Source organism: Actinacidiphila epipremni, assembly GCF_012034175.1.
Classification (GTDB): Bacteria; Actinomycetota; Actinomycetes; order Streptomycetales; family Streptomycetaceae; genus Actinacidiphila; species Actinacidiphila epipremni.
In genome coordinates this window covers 96696-114311 of record NZ_JAATEJ010000014.1, presented here as the reverse complement: position 1 = coordinate 114311, position 17616 = coordinate 96696, and the positions used below count along the sequence as shown (strand labels likewise).

General features: G+C 75.5%; 19 protein-coding genes. 11 read left to right on the top strand and 8 right to left on the bottom strand.

Going from position 1 to position 17616, the window contains the following annotated elements:
* Positions 1-7: 7 nt before the first annotated feature.
* Both HCN08_RS18345 and HCN08_RS18340 read left to right on the top strand, forming a co-directional pair.
* Complete coding sequence (locus tag HCN08_RS18345; RefSeq protein WP_167984211.1) at positions 8-442, top strand: universal stress protein; 435 nt, start codon at positions 8-10, stop codon at positions 440-442.
* A 64-nt stretch (positions 443-506) separates the two neighbouring features.
* Positions 507-1031: an O-acetyl-ADP-ribose deacetylase gene (locus HCN08_RS18340; protein WP_167984210.1), complete on the top strand. Its 525-nt coding sequence runs from the start codon at positions 507-509 to the stop codon at positions 1029-1031.
* Positions 1032-1089: 58 nt separating this feature from the next.
* Here HCN08_RS18340 and HCN08_RS18335 read toward each other — a convergent pair whose 3' ends face one another.
* On the bottom strand, positions 1090-1695 hold the full coding sequence (locus HCN08_RS18335; protein ID WP_167984209.1) for a GOLPH3/VPS74 family protein: 606 nt from the start codon (positions 1693-1695) through the stop codon (positions 1090-1092).
* Between the two features lie 156 nt (positions 1696-1851).
* Here HCN08_RS18335 and HCN08_RS18330 point away from each other — a divergent pair, with 156 nt between their 5' ends.
* Entirely contained in the window at positions 1852-2286 is a 435-nt protein-coding gene (locus HCN08_RS18330; RefSeq protein WP_206318933.1) for a VOC family protein, read from the top strand.
* A 10-nt stretch (positions 2287-2296) separates the two neighbouring features.
* Here HCN08_RS18330 and HCN08_RS18325 read toward each other — a convergent pair whose 3' ends face one another.
* Positions 2297-2659, bottom strand: a complete 363-nt coding sequence (locus tag HCN08_RS18325; RefSeq protein WP_167984208.1) for a DUF488 domain-containing protein — start codon at positions 2657-2659, stop codon at positions 2297-2299.
* 124 nt (positions 2660-2783) lie between these two features.
* Here HCN08_RS18325 and HCN08_RS18320 point away from each other — a divergent pair, with 124 nt between their 5' ends.
* Both HCN08_RS18320 and HCN08_RS18315 read left to right on the top strand, forming a co-directional pair.
* The gene (locus HCN08_RS18320; protein WP_167984207.1) at positions 2784-3662 is read left to right on the top strand and encodes a uracil-DNA glycosylase; all 879 of its coding nucleotides are present in this window, start codon (positions 2784-2786) and stop codon (positions 3660-3662) included.
* 111 nt (positions 3663-3773) lie between these two features.
* Complete coding sequence (locus tag HCN08_RS18315; RefSeq protein WP_167984206.1) at positions 3774-4166, top strand: group I truncated hemoglobin; 393 nt, start codon at positions 3774-3776, stop codon at positions 4164-4166.
* A gap of 81 nt (positions 4167-4247) precedes the next feature.
* Here HCN08_RS18315 and HCN08_RS18310 read toward each other — a convergent pair whose 3' ends face one another.
* Positions 4248-4676, bottom strand: coding sequence for a hypothetical protein (locus HCN08_RS18310; RefSeq protein ID WP_167984205.1), 429 nt, complete (start codon positions 4674-4676; stop codon positions 4248-4250).
* Entirely contained in the window at positions 4673-5374 is a 702-nt protein-coding gene (locus HCN08_RS18305; protein ID WP_167984204.1) for a helix-turn-helix transcriptional regulator, read from the bottom strand. Before HCN08_RS18305 ends, HCN08_RS18310 begins: the two co-directional genes overlap by 4 nt.
* 103 nt (positions 5375-5477) lie before the next feature.
* Between HCN08_RS18305 and HCN08_RS18300 the strand changes: the two genes are divergently transcribed.
* A complete protein-coding gene (locus HCN08_RS18300; protein WP_167984203.1) occupies positions 5478-5870 on the top strand; it encodes a cupin domain-containing protein in 393 nt (130 codons plus the stop codon).
* A 12-nt stretch (positions 5871-5882) separates the two neighbouring features.
* Here the strand turns inward: HCN08_RS18300 and HCN08_RS18295 are convergent, their stop codons facing one another.
* Positions 5883-6488 (bottom strand): short chain dehydrogenase, encoded by a 606-nt coding sequence (locus HCN08_RS18295; protein WP_167984202.1) that lies wholly within the window; start codon positions 6486-6488, stop codon positions 5883-5885.
* Positions 6485-7411, bottom strand: a complete 927-nt coding sequence (locus HCN08_RS18290; RefSeq protein WP_167984201.1) for a helix-turn-helix transcriptional regulator — start codon at positions 7409-7411, stop codon at positions 6485-6487. Before HCN08_RS18290 ends, HCN08_RS18295 begins: the two co-directional genes overlap by 4 nt.
* Before the next feature lie 164 nt (positions 7412-7575).
* On the opposite strand from HCN08_RS18290, the gene HCN08_RS18285 reads away from it, so the two are divergent.
* Entirely contained in the window at positions 7576-8466 is an 891-nt protein-coding gene (locus HCN08_RS18285) for an SDR family oxidoreductase (protein WP_167984200.1), read from the top strand.
* Positions 8467-8491: 25 nt separating this feature from the next.
* Here HCN08_RS18285 and HCN08_RS18280 read toward each other — a convergent pair whose 3' ends face one another.
* A complete protein-coding gene (locus HCN08_RS18280) occupies positions 8492-9379 on the bottom strand; it encodes a PhzF family phenazine biosynthesis isomerase (protein ID WP_167984256.1) in 888 nt (295 codons plus the stop codon).
* Between the two features lie 88 nt (positions 9380-9467).
* Between HCN08_RS18280 and HCN08_RS18275 the strand changes: the two genes are divergently transcribed.
* From HCN08_RS18275 to HCN08_RS18260, 4 genes are all read left to right on the top strand, one after another.
* Positions 9468-10418 (top strand): GNAT family N-acetyltransferase, encoded by a 951-nt coding sequence (locus HCN08_RS18275; RefSeq protein WP_167984199.1) that lies wholly within the window; start codon positions 9468-9470, stop codon positions 10416-10418.
* A gap of 158 nt (positions 10419-10576) precedes the next feature.
* Positions 10577-11041: a low molecular weight protein-tyrosine-phosphatase gene (locus HCN08_RS18270; RefSeq protein WP_167984198.1), complete on the top strand. Its 465-nt coding sequence runs from the start codon at positions 10577-10579 to the stop codon at positions 11039-11041.
* Positions 11038-11895 (top strand): fructosamine kinase family protein, encoded by an 858-nt coding sequence (locus HCN08_RS18265; RefSeq protein WP_322974528.1) that lies wholly within the window; start codon positions 11038-11040, stop codon positions 11893-11895. Before HCN08_RS18270 ends, HCN08_RS18265 begins: the two co-directional genes overlap by 4 nt.
* A 45-nt stretch (positions 11896-11940) precedes the next feature.
* The gene (locus HCN08_RS18260) at positions 11941-12912 is read left to right on the top strand and encodes an aldo/keto reductase (RefSeq protein WP_167984197.1); all 972 of its coding nucleotides are present in this window, start codon (positions 11941-11943) and stop codon (positions 12910-12912) included.
* Between the two features lie 78 nt (positions 12913-12990).
* Here HCN08_RS18260 and HCN08_RS36620 read toward each other — a convergent pair whose 3' ends face one another.
* Complete coding sequence (locus HCN08_RS36620) at positions 12991-16953, bottom strand: Ig-like domain-containing protein (protein WP_167984196.1); 3963 nt, start codon at positions 16951-16953, stop codon at positions 12991-12993.
* Between the last annotated feature and the right edge of the window lie 663 nt (positions 16954-17616).

The following is a 17616-nucleotide window of genomic DNA, read 5'->3' as shown; positions in this document are numbered from 1 at the left end:
TTGATCGATGTACAAGAAAATCCTCGCCGCCGTCGACGGCACCCCGCACGGTGATGGGGTGCTCGGCACCGTGGCGTCGCTGGCCAAGCTCACCGGCGCGAGCGTGCACGTCATCCACGTACGGCCCTCGCGCGTCATCACCGACGGGATCTCCGGCGGCGTCTACACCGCCGAGGAGCCCGCCGAGGGCCGCCAGGTCGTCGAGGACGCGCTCGCCCGGCTGCGGGCGGACGGCGTCACCGCGGAGGGCGAGGTGGACGAGGGCCTGCGCGAGGACCTCGCCGCGATCCTGGTCGAGCGGGCGGCCGACCTCGGCAGCGACCTCATCGCGGTCGGCCCCGGCCACTACAGCGGCATATCGGCGCTGCTGCACAACAGCGTGAGCCGCGGCGTCGCCAAGACCGCCCCGGTCTCGGTGCTGCTGGTGCGCGCCGAGGACTGAGCCCGGCCCGGAAGCCAGCAGAAATCGCGGGAGGCACATGCCCCGGTGGCGGCACCATCGGGGCATGGTCGAGATCGAGGTCGTCCAGGGCGACATCACACGGCTCACGGTGGACGCGATCGTCAACGCGGCGAACCAGTGGCTGCGCGGCGGCGGCGGAGTGGACGGCGCGATCCACCGCGCCGCCGGGCCGCAGCTCGCCGAAGCGGGCGGCGCACAGGCGCCGTGCCCGGCGGGGGAGGCGCGGGTCACCCCGGCCTTCGCGCTCGACCCGCCGGTGCGGCACGTCATCCACACCGTCGGCCCGGTCTGGGAGGACGGCACCCGCGGCGAGCCCGCGACGCTGGCCTCCTGCTACCGCGAGAGCCTCGCCGCGGCCGACACGGTGGGCGCCCGCACCGTCGCCTTCCCGGCCATCGCCACCGGCGTCTACGGCTTCCCCGCCGAGCAGGCGGCCCGGATCGCGGTGACGACGCTGCGCGGCTGCCCCACGGCCGTCGAGCACATCACGCTGGTAGCCTTCGACGCCGGTACGTACGCCGTGCTGACCGCGGCGCTGGCCGAGGCCGAGGGGGCCGAGGGGGCCTGACGGCGGGCTCGGCGGGCTCTACGGGGGGGCGGTGCGGGCCTGACGGGGGCGGCGGGGCTCAGCCGCCCGGGCCGCGCCAGATGTTGTCGAAGGCGGCCTGCTCGATCGTGCGCCGCTGCCGTACGCCGTCCAGCTCCACCACCGCGTCGCCGACCGCCACCAGCACCGTCTCCACCGCCTCGTCGGCGATCTCCGGCGGCTCGGCGGCCGGGCCCGGCTCGATGCCCAGGGCGCCGGCCAGCACGGTCAGCACGGGGTCGCCCGAACGCCAGCGGTCGGCCGCGGCACGGCGTACGGGGGTGTCCGCGGCGGTCGCGGGGCCGGGGCCGCCGATCCGCCGGTGCCTGCGGGTGACCAGCCCGTCCTCCTCCATCGCCGCGAGGTAGACCGCCGACAGGCCCTCGCCGCGGCGCCACAGCCAGTCCTCGACGGTCTCGTACGGAAGCCGCCGCACCAGCGCGGACGCCGCGCCGGCCAGCAACCGGTCGGCGGGCGCCGCCGCGACGCCCGGCACGATCAGCTCGCCGTCCAGCGTCACCGTGCCGTCCGCGATCAGGTCCACCAGTTCGGCGCCGGCGAGCGCGAGCGAGAGGTCGCCGGCCTCCACCGGCCGCCCGGAGGGCACGTCCAGCGTGGTGATCAGCACGTCCTGCGGTGTGGTCATGCGGGCGCTCCCCATCGGGCCGACGGCACCGGCTCCCTCGACCCTAGCGCGCGCGTGCGCCCGCGGCAGCGGGGGCGCCATCGTGAGCGGGTGCCACCGGTCGCCTGTAGCGTGAAGGCGAGCGTTCACCGGCGTAACGGGCACGAAGGGGTCTGCATGGCATCGGATGCGTCGGCCGACCACGGCCCCCGGCTCGCCTCAGTGGTGCTGTTCGTCCGCGACCTGGACCTGTCGGCGGGCTTCTACCGGGACCTGCTGCTCATGACCGAGACGGTCCGCACCACCAGCGCCGCGCTGCTCGTCGGCGCGGGCGGGGCGCAGCTGTACCTGCGGGTGATGGGCTCGGGCAGCGAGCACCCGCTCGGCGCGATCGGCGTCCAGTACGTGATCTGGACCGCGGACGGCCGCGCCGACCTCGAACGCTGCGAGCGGCTGCTCAAGGAGCGCGCGGCGCATCTGTCGTCGCGCGAGACGGACGGCGTGACGATGGTCGAGGGCCGCGACCCCGACGGGCTGCCCGTCGTCATCACCCATCCGGGGCCGGAGGGCTCCGCACGCGACGAGATCATGGCCCGTATCTACGCCTGGTAGCCCTGCCGGGTCAGTGCGTGCCGGCCAGCCACTCCGCGAGCACGGCGGCCTGGCTGTGCTCGGCGTCCTTGGTCGCCGTCAGCAGCGTCAGCTTCTCGTGCCCGGCGAGGTCGCGCAGCCGCTGCACCGCGGCGCGGTGGTCCTCGTCGCGCAGCTCGGCCCGATAGCGGCGGCGGAACTCGGGAAAGCGCTCCGGCTCGTGCCCGTACCAGCGGCGCAGCTCGGTCGTCGGGGCGACGTCCCGCGCCCACTCGTCGAAGGGCGCGTCGTCCTTGCGCATACCGCGCGGCCACACCCGGTCGACCAGTACGCGGCGGCCGTCCCCGGGAGCGGTCTGCTCGTAGACTCGGCGGAAGCCGATCGGCTCGGTCATGGGCGGCACCTTTCGCCTCTCACCAGCGCGAACCCCTGCGGGGGGCCGTTGGCGCGGTCGCAGCCGCGCGTTATCGATTTTACCGGCGCGGGCCGCCGCCGGTAACGGGAGGACGGACCAGCTCATGGAACGCGACGGCGGTACGGGCGCCTCGGGCGGCTCCGGCGGCTCCGGCGGCTCGGGCGGGCGGTCGCGCGGCGGTGGGGCGGCGGGGGCGCGCGGGCGCGGGGCTGGGGTGACGGTCGGTGATCCTCGGTATCCGCAGGCCGCGGCGGCGGGTGCGGGGAGCGTCGACGCGCTGGACGCGGCTCTTGTCGGGTGCCGGGCGTGTCCGCGGCTGGTCAGGTGGCGGGAGGAGGCCGGGCGGGTCAAGCGGCGGGCGTACCTCGACTGGACGTACTGGGCCAGGCCCGTGCCCGGGTACGGGCCGCCGGACGCCGCGCTCGCGGTCGTCGCGCTCGCGCCCGCCGCGCACGGCGGCAACCGCACCGGGCGGATGTTCACCGGCGACCCTTCGGGCGACCTGATCTACGCCGAGCTGTACGCCCTCGGCCTCGCCTCGCAGCCCACCGCCGTCGCCCGCGGCGACGGGCTCGCCCTGCGCGGCGTCCGCATCACCTCGCCCGTGCACTGCGCGCCGCCCGACAACAAGCCCACCACCGCCGAGCGCGACACCTGCCGCCCCTGGCTCGCCCACGAGATGGACCTGCTGCGCCCCACCCTGCGTGCCGTCGTGGTGCTCGGCGGCTTCGGCTGGCAGGCGCTGCTGCCGGTGCTCGCCGCCGCGGGCTGGGCGCTGCCCCGGCCGCGCCCCGTCTTCGGCCACGGCGCCCGGGTGCCGCTGCGCTCCGCCGACGGCACGGGTGAGCTGCTGCTGCTCGGCAGCTACCACCCCAGCCGGCGCAACGTCTCCACCCGGACGGTGACGCCCGCGATGATCGGCGAGGTGCTGCGTGCCGGAGCCGTCGCCGCAGGTCTGCCGGTGCGCGAAGGGCCGCCGTGAACGGCGGGTTTCGGCGGCCTCACCGGCGCGGCTGACCGGCCGTCAGCAGGAGTTCACCGGGGCCTGCCCCGACCGTCACGGCGGCGCAAACGGCGCGCGTACGGTGGGCGTATGACAGACATCACCCCCGTGGCGGACGGGCAGCAGCCGGCCACCGTTTTCGAGGCCATCGGCGGCGAGCCGGCCGTCGCCGCCGTGGTGGAGCTCTTCTACGCCAAGGTGCTCGCCGACCCCGGGCTCGCCGGCTACTTCGAGGGCCGCGACATCGACCGCCTCAAGCGCCACCAGCGGCTGTTCGTCGGGCAGGCGCTCGGCGCGACCGCTCCGTACCCGGGGCGGACCATGCAGCGCGCCCACAGCGGCCTCGGCATCACCGGCGCGGCCTTTGACCTCGTCGTCGGGCACCTCGCCGCGGCGCTCGGCGAGGCGGGGGTGGACGAGCCGACGATCGGCGCGATCGCGGCCGAGCTGCTGCCGCTCAAGGCGGACATCGTCACCGCCTGAGAGCCGGTACGGGCCGGGGCCTCGGCGCGAGGGGCCCGGCGCGGGCCCCCGGTGCGAGCCCCCGCCGGGGAGCGCGCCGGCTCATGCCGCCGCGGCGGCCACGCCCACGGCGACCAGCAGCGCGACCTTCACCACCTCGCAGGCCACGTAGGCCAGATGGCCGCGCGAGCGCGGCAGCTCCTCGCCCGCCAGCACCCGGTCCGAGCGCTGGCCGAGCCTGCGGCGTACCACCCCCACCTGCGCGGCGAGCAGCACCGCGACGCCGACCGCGGGGCCGGTCACCGACGCGGGCGCGCCGCCGGCCAGCACCGCCGCGAGCAGCGCGGCGGCCAGCACAGCCTCGACGGTGTTGAGCGCCCGGAAGACCAGCCGCCCTATGCCCAGCCCGATCGGGATCGTCACCCCCGGCGCGCGGAATTTCAGTGGCGCCTCCAGGAACGAGATGGCCAGCACCATCCCGAGCCAGACGAAGGTGAGCGCGCTTGCCGTGGCGGCGGAACCGGAGGTCATCGGGGGTCAGCTCCTTCTGCGGGTGCCCCGGCGGGGGCGAGGTGGGCCAGGCACGAGTCGGCGGTGGCGAACGGCTCCAGCCGTGCGGCCGTCACCGGCGCCCCCATCGCGGCGAGCGCGCCGCGCATCAGCCCGAGGTGCACGGAGCACACCACCCGGCCGTTCTCCTCGGCGAGTTCGAGGAAGGGGCAGTGCCGCAGCCGGATGCGCCGCGCCGACTCGACGTCCGGCGCGAAGCCGATCCCGGCGAGCACGTCCGCGAGCCGCCGGGCGGCCTCGCCGGGGCCGGCGGGCGACTCGGACGGCCCGCCGGGCGGCTCAGCGGGCGGCCCGCCGGACGGAACGGCGGGCGGCGCGGCCAGTTGTGCGCCCCAGGCGTGGCCGGCCGCTTCCGCGGCGGTGCGGGGCTGCGCCGTCAGGTGGGCGACCAGCAGGCGGGCCAGCAGCAGATAGCCCCGCGGGCCGCTGCGGTCCATGCCGGGGACGTGCGCGTAGACGGTACGGGGCCGGCCGCGGCCGGACGGGGGCTCGGTGCGGCGGGTGACGGCGCCCTCGGCGAGCAGCGCGTCGAGGTGGAAGCGGACGGTGTTGGCGTGGACGCCGAGCCGCCGGGCGAGCTCCGTGACGTCCACCGGCCGCCCCGCCGCCCGTACCGCCTCGGCGACGGCCCGCCGCCGAGGCGTGGCCTGCTCGCTCATCCGGGCCTCCTCCGCTCGCGACGCAACCCCCGGCGGGAATTTTTCCGAATGCTACCTGGAATAATTCACGCCGGAAGCACCGGGTCCGAGTGAGGAGCAGCCGATGACACCAGCCGAGGAGCCCGTACGGGCCCGGGTGCTGTGCGACGTCCAGGAGGCGGCAGCCGCGGGCGCGGCGGACGGCGCGGCCGGCATCCTGTGGAAGCTCGCAGAGGCCGGCCGGCAGCTCGACGCCAACCTCGTCCGGCTGGCGCCCGGCGCCCGCGTCCCCGCCCACGCCGAGCCCGACCTCGACGTGCTGGTCCTCGTGGTCGCCGGCACCGGAGAGCTGGACGCGGACCCGCGGCAGCCGGGCACGCCCCTCACGCCGGGCGCGCTCGTCTGGCTGCCGCACGGCGCGACCCGCGGCATCGCCGCCGGCGAGCAGGGCCTGAGCTACGTGACCGTCCACCGGCGCCGCCCGGGCATGCGCATCGGCCGCCGCCCCGGGGCCTGACCGCGCGGCCCCTCAGCCGTACACGCGGACGACCGTGCCGTTCGCGTCGCCCTCGACGCAGCGCACGTAGTGGGCGACGAGCTCGGCCATCGCGACCGGGCGCATACCGGGGAAGTGCGCCGAGAACGCCTCGGCGGAGTCCGCGATCATCGTCGGGCTCACCGCGTTGATCCGCATGCCGCGGGGCAGTTCGAGCGCGGCGGACAGGACGAAGCTGTGCAGGGCGCCGCTGATGACGCCACCGCCGGTGACATGCGGCCACGCCTGGTCGGCGAAGATGCCGGAGGTCAGGGTGAAGGACGCGCCGTCGGCGCACACGTGCTGGCCGGTCAGCACGAGATCGGCCTGGCCGTAGAACTTCGCGCGCATGTTGGCGTGCAGCGCCTCGGCCGTCAGCGTGCCGAAGTCGTCGAGCGCGCCGTGCGCGGCGATGCTGACCACCGCGTCCACCGCCCCGACCTGCCCGTACATCGCCTCGATGCTCGCGTGCGACGTCAGGTCGACGTGCACGGTCCCCGAGGTGCGGCCGGCCACGACGACCTCGTGGCCGCGCGAGCGCAGCTCCGGGACCAGCCGGCGGCCGATGGTGCCGGCGCCGCCCACGACGACGAGCCTCATACGGTGTGCTCCTTCCGTGCCGACGTCTGTGCCGACGTCTGTGTCGAGATCTCTACCGGTTTCCGCCGCGAGGGGACGGGGGCGGTGCTGCGGGCGAGCAGCGCCAGCGCGTCGGCGTCCGGGCTGCCGGCGCGGGCGTGGTAGAGGCCGAGCTGCTGGTCGTCGTCCGGCAGCGTCAGCGTCTCGTTGGCCAGGCTCATCCGCCCGACCTGCGGATGGTCCAGCTCGCGTACGGCGTAGGCGCAGGTGCGCACCGGGCGGCGGGCCCACATCCGGGCGAAGTCGGGGCTCTCGACGGTGAGTTCGCCGACCAGCCGGGCGAGGTCGGCGTCCCCCGGGTGGCGGGCGGCGGCCTGGTGCAGGGCCGAGACGGTGACCAGGGCCTTGGCGGGCCAGTCGCGGTAGAGGGCGCGGTGGTGCGGGTCGAGGAAGAGCATGCGCGCGAGGTTGGGCCGGTGCCGCGCGTCGGGCGCGTCGGCGGGGACGTGGCCGGCGAGCAGGGCGTGGCCGAGCGGGTTCCAGCCCAGCACGTCGGTGCGGTGGTCGATGACGACCGCGGGCGTCGCGGGCAGCGCCGCCAGCAGGTCGCGGACGGCCGGCCGCAGCCGGGTGCGGCGGGCGCGCGGCCGGACCGGGCGGCGCGGGGCGGCGAGGGTGCGCAGGTGCTCGTGCTCGGCCGGGTCCAGCCGCAGCGCCGCCGCGAGGGCGTCGATGACGGCGGGGGAGGCGGTGGCGCTCGCGCCCTGTTCGAGCCGGGTGAGGTAGCCGGTGCTGACGCCGGCGAGCTCCGCCAGCTCCTCGCGCCGCAGCCCGGGCACCCGCCGGGCGGTGGAGCCCGCCCCGATGCCCGCGGCGGCCGGCGTCAGCCGCTCGCGCCTGCTGCGCAGGAAGCCGCCGAGGTCGTTCGCTCCATGTAGGGTCACCGGCCCATCGTGGCCCACCGCCCCCGCGCGCCGCCTGCCCCGGACCGGGATACCCTCACCGGCCGGCCCGGCCGCCGCCGGCGGACCTTGCGTGCCCGATATGCCGGATTCACACTGATAGGTGACCGGGCTCGCACCGCGGCAGCACCGTCAGGAGGAAACCCATGCCCAAGACCATCCTCATCAGCGGAGCGTCCAGCGGCTTCGGCGCCATGACCGCCCGCGCGCTGGCCGACGCCGGCCACACGGTCTACGCCGGGATGCGGGACACCGGGGGCCACAACGCGCAGGCGGTCGCCGACGCCCGTACGTACGCCGGCGAGCACGATGTGCGGCTGCACACCGTCGAGCTCGACGTCTCCGACGAGGAGTCCGTCGAGCGCGGCGTCCGCGAGGTCACCGCCGAGGCCGGCCCGATCGACGTAGTGGTGCACAACGCCGGCCATATGTCGACCGGCCCCACGGAGGCGTTCACCCCCGAGCAGCTCGCCCAGCTCTACGACACCAACGTCCTGTCCACGCAGCGCCTCAACCGGGCCGTCCTGCCGCAGATGCGGGCCCGCCGCGACGGCCTGCTGCTCTGGGTGGGCTCCACCAGCACCTTCGGCGGCACGCCCCCCTACCTCGGCCCGTACTTCGGCGCCAAGGCGGCGGAGGACCACGTGGCCAAGGGCTATGCGGTCGAGCTCTCCCGGTTCGGCATCGACTCGGTCATCGTCGTCCCCGGCTCCTACACCTCGGGCACCAACCACTTCGCCCACGCGATGCGCCCGCAGGACGAGGAGACCGCGCGGGCGTACGAGGCGGAGTACGCGGGCCTGGAGGACCAGGTCGCCGGCCGGCTGGCCGAGCTCTCGCCGCCCGACGCCGACCCGGCCGAGGTCGCCCGCGCCATCGTGCGGGCCGTCGACACCCCCAAGGGGCAGCGCCCGTTCCGTATCACCGTCGACCCGGCCGACGACGGCTCCGAGCGCGTCAGCGACCTCGCCGACCACATCCGGAGCGAGTTCTACGAGCGCATCGACCTCACGGACGTCCTGACCGTCCGCACCTGACCCGCCCGCCGCGCCCCCGGAGCCGTCAGCCGATCCGGGTGCCCGTGCCGGTCACCCGGACCCGGGGGTCGCCGGCGTGCAGGGTGACCGTGAGGGTGCCGGGGCGGCCCATGTCCGCGCCCTGGTGGAGCGTCAGCTCGGCCGCCTCGGGGACGAGGCCCAGCTCGCGCAGGTACGCGCCGAAGGCCGCCGCCGCGGCGCCCGTCGCCGGGTCCTCGACCACGCCGCCCACCGGGAACGGGTCGCGGACGTGGAAGACGGCCGGCCCCTCGCGCCACACCAGCTGCACGGTCGTCAGGTCCAGCCGGTGCATGAGGGCTTCGAGCCGGGCGAAGTCGTAGTCCAGGTCGGCGAGCCGGGCCCGGGTCGCGGCGGCCAGCACCAGGTGGCGGGCGCCGGCGTAGGCGATCCGCGGCGGCAGCGCCGGGTCCAGCTCGGCCGCCGCCCAGCGCAGCGCGGCCAGCGCCTCCGCCACGTCCGCGGCCTCCGCGTCGGCCACCCGCGGCACGACGCTGGTCAGGGTGGCCCGCAGCTCGCCGTCCCGCTCGACGACGCCGACCGGTACCGTCCCCGCCGCAGTGGCGAACTCCAGCTCGCCCGGCCCGTCCCGCTCGGCGAGCGCGACCGCCGTCGCGACCGTGGCGTGCCCGCAGAAGGACACCTCGGCCTTCGGGCTGAAGTAGCGGATGGTGTACGCGCCGCTTCCGTGCCGCTCGGTGAGGAACGCGGTCTCGCTGTAGCCCAGCTCGGCGGCGATCGCCAGCATCTGCTGCTCGCCGAGCCCGGCCGCGTCGAGCACGACCCCGGCCGGGTTGCCGCCGGCCGGGTCGGCGGAGAAGGCGGTGTAGCGCAGGATTTCCGTCTCGGAAGTGGTAGTCACGCCAGCACCCAACGCACCCCGCCCGCACGCCATTCCCGCCCGCCCCCGGGCCGCCGCGGGGGCGAAGCCGCCGGTCAAAAACGCCTCGACTGCCGTACGCGGCCCCTGGCACAGTCCCTCCATGGCCGACGCAGAAGTCCTGACCGCCGACGACGTACGGCTCATGCAGGGGCTGGCGCAGCGCGTCACCGCCGTGCGCCCCGAACTGATCACCAGCGACGCCTCGTTCGGCGAGCTGGCCTGGACGTGGGGCAAGGACCACGCCCAGCAGGGCGCGACCTGGCGCCGCCGGCTGTGGTTCGCCGGCGACGGCCTCGCCGCCTGGGGCTGGGCGCGGCTCCCGCACCGGATACGGCGCGGCGACGGCTCGGTGAAGGACGTCACCGCCGCCTACCTGGCCCACCAGGTCCACCCCGCGCACCCCCACCTCCTCGACGAGGTCATCGACTGGTACGACGACACCGCGGCCGGCCTGGACCGCACGGTGCTGCCCGGCGCCGCGGACCGGTCCGCCCTCGCCCGCTGGGCGGCGCACGGCTACCGGCCCGACCCCGCGGCGCTCGGCGACACCGGCTCCTGGACGCAGCTCAACGAGCGCTCCCTGGCCGACGTGGCCGAGCCCGCGCTGCCCGCCGGCCACCGCTTCCGCACCGCCGCCGAGGCCGGGCCGCAGGCCGCCGTCGAGGCCCACCTGGCGGCCTGGGCGCCCTCGGCCTACTGCGCGCAGAACTACGAGGGCGTCCGGCGGACCGCCGGCTACCGCCCCGACCTGCACCTGCTGGTGGAGGCGCCGGACGGGACGATGGCCGCCTCGGCGATCATGTGGCTCGACGAGGCCAACCGCACCGTCGAGTTCGAGCCGGTCGGCACGCATCCCGGCCACCGGCGCCGCGGGCTGGCGCGGGCGCTGCTGCTGCACGGCATGCGGCTCGCCCGGGCGGCAGGCGCCGGCCACGCGACGGTCGCCTGCCTGGGCGCCCCCGGGCACCCGGCGGCCCGCGCGCTCTACTACGGCGCTGGCTTCCGCGAGCTGTCCCGCGACGCGCCGCTGCTGAAGCCGGCGGACCGCTGACCCGCCCAGAGCGCCGTACGAGACCCGGTTAAGACGCCCGGTCATGAGCCGCGGGTATGACGCCGGGTCATGACGCGGTCACGAGCCGCAGTCACGACGCCCGGTCATGAGGCCCGGTCATGAGGGGCCGTCACAAACCGCCGTCATAAAGTAAGGCCGTGCACATCTCCTTCGTCTGTACGGGCAACATCTGCCGCTCGCCCTCCGCGGCGATCGTCTTCACCCAGCGGCTGCGCGACGCCGGCCTCGCCGGCGACGTCCGGGTCAGCAGCGCCGGGATCGGCGGCTGGCACGCGGGCGAGGGCATCGACGAGCGCGCCGGGGACGTCCTGGCGGCCCACGGCTACGACGTGGAGCACGTCGCCGCGCAGATCGGGCCGCCGCACCTGGACGCGGACCTGCTGGTGGCGATGGACCGCGGGCACGAGAAGGCGCTGCGCGCGCTCGTCGACGACCCCTCCCGGGTACGGCTGCTGCGGTCCTTCGACCCCACCGCCGGCGGCGCCGCCGACGTACCGGACCCGTACTACGGCGGCACGGCCGGGTTCGAGGAGATGCTGGCGATGATCGAGGCCGCCGTCCCCGGGCTGCTGGACTGGGTGCGCGGGCACCTGGACGCGTGAGCGGCGGGGCGGGCGCCGCCGTCGCCCGGCTGACCGGGCGGCGGGTGCGGGCCGAGCGGCGCAGCACCGGCGCGCTCACCGAGGTCGAACTGGACGACGGGCTCGTGGTGATGGCCAAGCGCGCCGACACGCCCCGCGCGGTCGCCGCCGAGGCGGCCGGCCTGGCATGGCTCGCGGCGGCCGGGGCGGTACGCGTCCCCGAGGTCCGCGGGCAGGACGAGACCTGGCTGGTGACCGACCGGGTCGCCCAGGGCCGGGCGACCCCCGCCGCCGCCGAGCGGTTCGGCCGGGCGCTCGCCGCGCTGCACGCCGCCGGCGCGCCCGCCTTCGGCGCCGCCCCGCCCGGCGGGCCGCGGCAGGCGTACATCGGCGCCGCCCCGATGGCCAACGTCCCCGGCAGCGACTGGCCGCGCTGGTACGCCGAGCACCGCGTCCTGCCGTATCTGCGCGGCGCGGTGGACGCCGGCGACATGAGCATGGCCGGCGCCGCCGTCATCGAGCAGGTCTGCGACCGGCTGCCGCACCTGGCCGGGCCCGCGGAGCCGCCCGCCCGGCTGCACGGCGACCTGTGGAACGGCAATGTGCTGTGGGGCGCCGACGACGAGGTCCGGCTCATCGACCCGGCCGCGCACGGCGGCCACCGCGAGAGCGACCTGGCGATGCTGCGGCTTTTCGGCTGCCCGCACCTGGAGCGCATCCTGGCCGCCTACGCCGACGCCGCCCCGCTCGCCCCCGGCGCCGCCGCCCGGGTCCCGCTGCACCAGCTCTTCCCGCTGCTGGTCCACACCCTGCTGTTCGGCACCGGCTACGCCGACCAGGCCGTCGCCGCCGCCCGCGCCGCGCTCGCCGCCTGACGGCCCCCGGTCTGCGGCAGCGGGCGGGAACGTAGGCTTCCGGCCATGGACTACGTGAAGCTCGGCACCACTGGACTGGACGTCTCCCGTATATGCCTCGGCTGCATGAGTTACGGGGCCGCCGACCGCGGCACCCACGCCTGGACCCTCGACGAGGAGACCAGCCGGCCGTTCATCCGGCAGGCCGTCGAGGCGGGCATCAACTTCTTCGACACCGCGAACGTCTACTCCGACGGCACCAGCGAGGAGATCGTCGGCCGGGCGCTGGCCGACTTCGCCCGCCGGGACGAGATCGTGCTGGCCACCAAGGTGCACGGCCGGATGCGGCCGGGCCCCAACGGCGGCGGGCTGTCCCGCAAGGCCGTCCTCAGCGAGATCGACCACAGCCTGCGCCGGCTCGGCACCGACTACGTCGACCTCTACCAGATCCACCGCTTTGACCCCGTCACGCCCGTCGAGGAGACGATGGAGGCGCTGCACGACGTGGTCAAGGCCGGCAAGGCCCGCTACATCGGGGCGAGTTCGATGTACGCCTGGCAGCTCTCCAAGGCGCAGTACGTCGCGGAGCGGCACGGCTGGACGCGTTTTGCGAGCATGCAGAACCACTACAACCTGCTCTACCGCGAGGAGGAGCGGGAGATGCTGCCGCTGTGCGCGGACCAGGGCGTCGGCGTCATCCCGTGGAGCCCGCTGGCGCGCGGCCGGCTGACCCGGCCGTGGGACGCCACCAGCGCCCGCAGCGAGACCGACGAGTTCGGCAAGACCCTCTACCTCGACGGCGACCGGCACATCGTGGACGCCGTCGCCGCGGTCGCCGCCGAGCGCGGGGTGAGCCCGGCGCAGATCGCGCTGGCGTGGGTGCTGCGGCAGCCCGGGGTGAGCGCCCCGATCATCGGCGCGACCAAGCCGCACCACCTGGCCGACGCGGTGGCGTCGGTGGAGGTCGAGCTGAGCGACGAGGAGTGCCGCCGGCTGGAGGAGCACTACAGCCCGCGCGGTGTCGCCGGGCACGCGTGAGGTGAGCGGGCCCCCTCGCCGGAGCGAGGGGGCCCACCGGCCGGCCGGGTCAGACGGGCCGGCCGGGTCAGCCGGGCCTCACGCCACCGTCACCGCCACGCTCGCCGGCTGCGCCGGGGTCGCGGTCGGGTCGGTCGCGGCGGCCGTGAGGGTGTGCGCCCCCGCGGCCAGCGCCGCCGCGGCGGTGCAGGACCAGGTCCCGTCCTCGCCGGCCGGCGCGGTGCACAGCGCCGCCCCGTCCGCCGTGACGGCGACCGTCGCGCCGGGCTCCGCGGTGCCGCGCACCTCGGGGGCGGCGCCGACCGTGTCACCGGCGGCCGGCGCGGTGATCTGCACCGGCGGCGCGAACAGCGTGCGGTCCGGCACCCCGTCGCCGCTGATCTCGACCGCCACGCTGTGCACGGTGACCTGCCCGCCGCCGTTGCGCAGCCGGAAGTCCGCCGCCGAGTGCTGCTGCCCGCCGAAGTAGGCGTCGCCCGCGGTCACGGTCGCGGTCTTCCAGGTGTTGCTGCCGGTCAGCGGGATGCTCGCGGTCGACTTGTACGGGTCGCTGCTGCCGTTGTCGTACTGCACGGAGAACGACCCCGTGCCCTGGTCGTAGTAGGAGACGGTGAAGGCGGCCGAGTAGTAGCCGGCGTGGGCGACGGAGTCGTCGATGTCGAAGTAGATGTTGCTCTGGGTGCTGGTGCGGGCGGACAGGCCCGCGACGACCGAGGCGGTCGTGGGCCCGTCGAAGCCGCCCGAGGGCCGCTCGTCCTGGCTCATGCCGTACCCCTGGTTGGTCGCGCCGACGACCGCGCCGACCACGGCGGTGCCGGGCGGCAGGTCCGAGGCGTCGAAGGCGACGGCCGCCGAGGCGTCGCTGACCAGCCCGGTCGGGTCGGCGGCGGTGGCCGTCGCGGTCTGCCGGCCCGGGGTGAAGCCGCCGTCGGGGGCGCAGCTCCACGCGCCGGAGTCGTCGGCGGTGGCGGTGCACAGCGGCCCGGACGCCTCGGCCACCGTGACCGTGCCGTCCGGCAGCGCCGTACCCGACACCGACGAGGCGAGCTTGACGGTGGCGCCGGTGCGCGGGGTGGTGATGACCGGGGCCGGCGGGAAGGCGTGCCGGTCCGGCACCCAGGCGCCGGTGACGGTGACCGCGACGCTGTGCAGGCTGACGGGCCCGGCCGTGGAGTGGACCCGCAGGTCCGCGCCGCCGGCCTGGAGGTTGCCGAACCAGCCGCCCGCCAGCGTGACATCGGCGCTCTTCCAGGTGTTGCTGCCGGTCAGCGCGATGGTGCCGGCCTGCCGGTAGCGGTCCTTCGGCCCGGCGTCGTACTGCACGGCGAGCGAGCCGGTGCCCGCGTCGTAGTAGGACACCGTCACCTTCGCGTCGTACGACCCGGTCGCGGCCACGTCGTCGCCGATGGCGAAGCCGAGGTCGGTGCCGGTACGGGCGGTGAGCCCGGCGACGTCCGCCGCGGTGGTGGGGTGCGCCGGGTCGTCGGCGCGGGTCAGGCCGTAGGGGGTGTCGGTGCCGCCGAGGACGGCGCCGACGGTGGCGCTGCCGGACTGCACGGCCGCGTCGAGGCCGAGCGTGACGCCGCCCAGGTGCTTGGCGGCGGTGGGCGCGGTGCCGGTGACCGGCGCGAAGGGCGGCGCGGCGGCGCCGGCCTGCCGTACGAGGTAGGTCCGGCCGGCCTTGACGGGGACGGTGAACAGGCCGGCGGTGGTGGCCTTCACGACGACCTTGCCGCTCCTGCCGTCCACGACCTCGGCCTTCTGGCCCGGCCAGGGGTTCTTGACGCGCTGGCTGCCGCTGCTGCCGGCCTCGATCGCCGCGGTGGTCAGCTGCCCGCCCTGCACCTGCACGTCGACCTTGGTGCTGCCCTGGACGTAGACGCTGCCGGCGCCGTTCCAGTCGGCCGGCCACGCGGGGGCGAAGCGCAGGATGCCGTCGTAGCTCTGCGCCAGGGCCTCGGCGACGGCGGTCGCGACGCCGGACTCCTGCTCGATGTAGGGCTGGTAGCCGACGGAGTTGCCGAGGTCGGCGAAGCCGTTGGGGTAGACCTGGTGGCCCTCGGTGAGCGAGATCAGGTTGGCCCGCACCTCGGCCGGGTCCTGCAGCCGGGCCGCGTCGATGGCGTCCATCGACCAGTCGTTGCCGCCCTTGTTGGGGCGGTGGGCGTAGGAGCGCTGCTCGACGGCGAAGAGGCCCGGGTCCTGGTCGCTGACGGTGTTCCACGGCCACAGCGGTTCGAGCTCGATGTTCTCGCCGTTCCTGCGCTCGGCGGCCGGCTCGTAGGAGATGGCGATCATGTCGGTGCCGGTGGCGTCGGCCGCCGCGGTCTCGGCCTCGGTGTAGCCGGGGTTGAGCAGCTGGGAGCGGGTCGCCTGGTCGGTGCGCGGGTAGGGCGGGATCTGCTTCAGGGCCGTGGCGACCCGGCCGACCAGGGACTTGTCGGCGCCGCGGTCGGTGCCGAGCAGATGCGCGATCTGCCCGACGAGCGGGAACACCGCGCGGTCCAGGGCGATGTCGGTGGTCGGGTCCTGCACCGCCCACTGCGTCTCGTGCGCGTTGGCGTTGGCGTGCAGCAGCCCGTCGGCGCCCGGCTTCTGGTAGGCCAGCTGGAATTCGGTCACCGACTTGATGAACGGCCAGTACCGCTTGAGCTGGGCCTTGTCACCGGTGCCCTGGTACTGCTCCCACATGTAGAGGGCGATCTCGGGGCCGGAGGAGATGTCGAGGGCGTTCCAGTTGGGGCTGCCGGGCTCGCTGCACGAGCCGTTCTCGCCGGCGCCCGGGGAGATGCCGTTGCCGTTGAAGCGCATGGTCTCCGGCACGCAGGCGCCGGGCAGGCCGCCCATCTGCGCCTTCGTCCATGCCTCGATCGCGGGCAGGTCCTGCGCGTACATGTCGAAGATCGGGGTGTTCAGCTTGTAGTTGCCGCTGCTCATGTTCGAGGCGATCTGGGTGCGCAGGTTCCACAGCCAGTACGCGGAGGGCGTCCAGGTCTGGGTGTCCTTGTTCCAGGCGAACATGTCGGCCTCGCCGGCCTGGCTGCCCGGGAGGATGCCCTCCTTCATCGAGGCGGCCTCTTCGTACAGATACAGCGTGCGCAGGTTCTCGATGTAGTCGGCGCTGCCGTCCGCCGAGGTCATCGCGATCAGGCCGGTGTGCGCCCAGAAGTCCGACCACCAGCGGTCCTGGCTCTTCAGCAGCTTCCCGGTGGACGCGGTGGCGTCCTTGCCGATGACCTTGGAGGCGGCCTTGGCGGCGTTGCCGCCGGTCCAGCCGGGGGAGGCGACGACGATCCGGAAGGTGCCGTCGCGGTGCGGGGTGACGTCCACCCGCACCGAGGTGGGGCTCGCGACGGAGGCGGTGACCCTGCGGCCGTCGGCGGTCAGCGCGGCGAGCGAGCCGAAGGTCCTGCCCGAGCCGATCGGCGGGGCGCCGTCCACCCAGGTCTCGACGAGGGTGCCGGTGGTGCCGGAGACGGCGGCGGCGGGCTTGCGCGGCGACCACAGGCTGACGGTCGCGGTCTGCGGGACGTCGGGGTCGGCGCCGGAGACGTCGACGATCAGCTCGTCCTTGTCGGCGGAGACCCACGCCTTGAGGGACATGCCGCCGCCGGACTCGCGGAGCACCCCGTCGGTGAGGTCGAGCTGCCCGTGGAAGTCGGCGGCGTGCGAGATGACCGACAGGCCCGGAACGGTGAGCTGCCCGGGCGACTTGCGGTCGGGCATGGTGTCGGAGCGGTTGAGCTGGGCGGTGAAGCCGTTCGCGGCCCAGGCGGCCACGCCCAGCGACCCGTTGCCGAGCGGCATGGAGGCGGTCGGGTCGAGGTTGGGGGCGCCCAGGACGAGGTCGGAGCGGCTGACCACCCCGGCCGGGTCGAGGGCGAACTTTCCGTGCTGCCACGCGGTGGTCGGGCCGGTGGCCGCGGCGGCGGGGCCCGCGTCCGCGAAGGCCGCGCCCGCGAGGGCGGTGAGCACCGCCGTGCACAGCGCGGCGGCCCGTCTGTACGGAACCCGCCGGGGGCGGCGGGGGAGTTTCTGCACGATGCCCTCCAGGGCGTCGGTGACGGCTCTTGGTGCGTTGCGGTGGGCAGTGTTGCCGTAGTAATCCGATGAATGCGCGGGCTTCCGGGCACGTCATCGCTGCCGCATGCGGAAACCGCCGGCGCTGCTCACCTAACATCGGATGACTGTCGTTCTAGACCATCGGCGGCGACGCCGTAAAGACCCCCGGCACGGCAAACTGCCGCTCCCGTACGGGTGATGGCCCCGCGGTGGGCTGCCGCCCTCGGCGCCGGACGGCCGGCGGCGGCGTCTACTGTGGGCGGACAGCATGACGCGCAGAGCGGACACGACACCCTGCGCAGCGGACGGCACGGCCTGCACGAAAGGACGCGGGGCGCCATGGTGAAGGACCCGGCCTCGGAGCGGCGGCGGACGTCCGCCGTGCCCGGCGGCGCCGGTCCGCGCGCCCGCTTACCGCGCTTACCCCGCTGACTCCGGTCCGCGCCGCCGCTCCCGCGTGCCGCGCGCCCACCCGGCAGTTCCCCCCGACGGCCCGGCCCGCCCCGCGGGCGCCCCGGCCGTACCCGCATTGGCCCCGGCCGCTCCCGCGGCAGCTCCGCCGTACCCGCCACCTCCCCCGGCGCTGTACTCCCGACGAGCGATCTTGTGGCCAATCCCCAGGAAATTGTGCACAATAGCAGG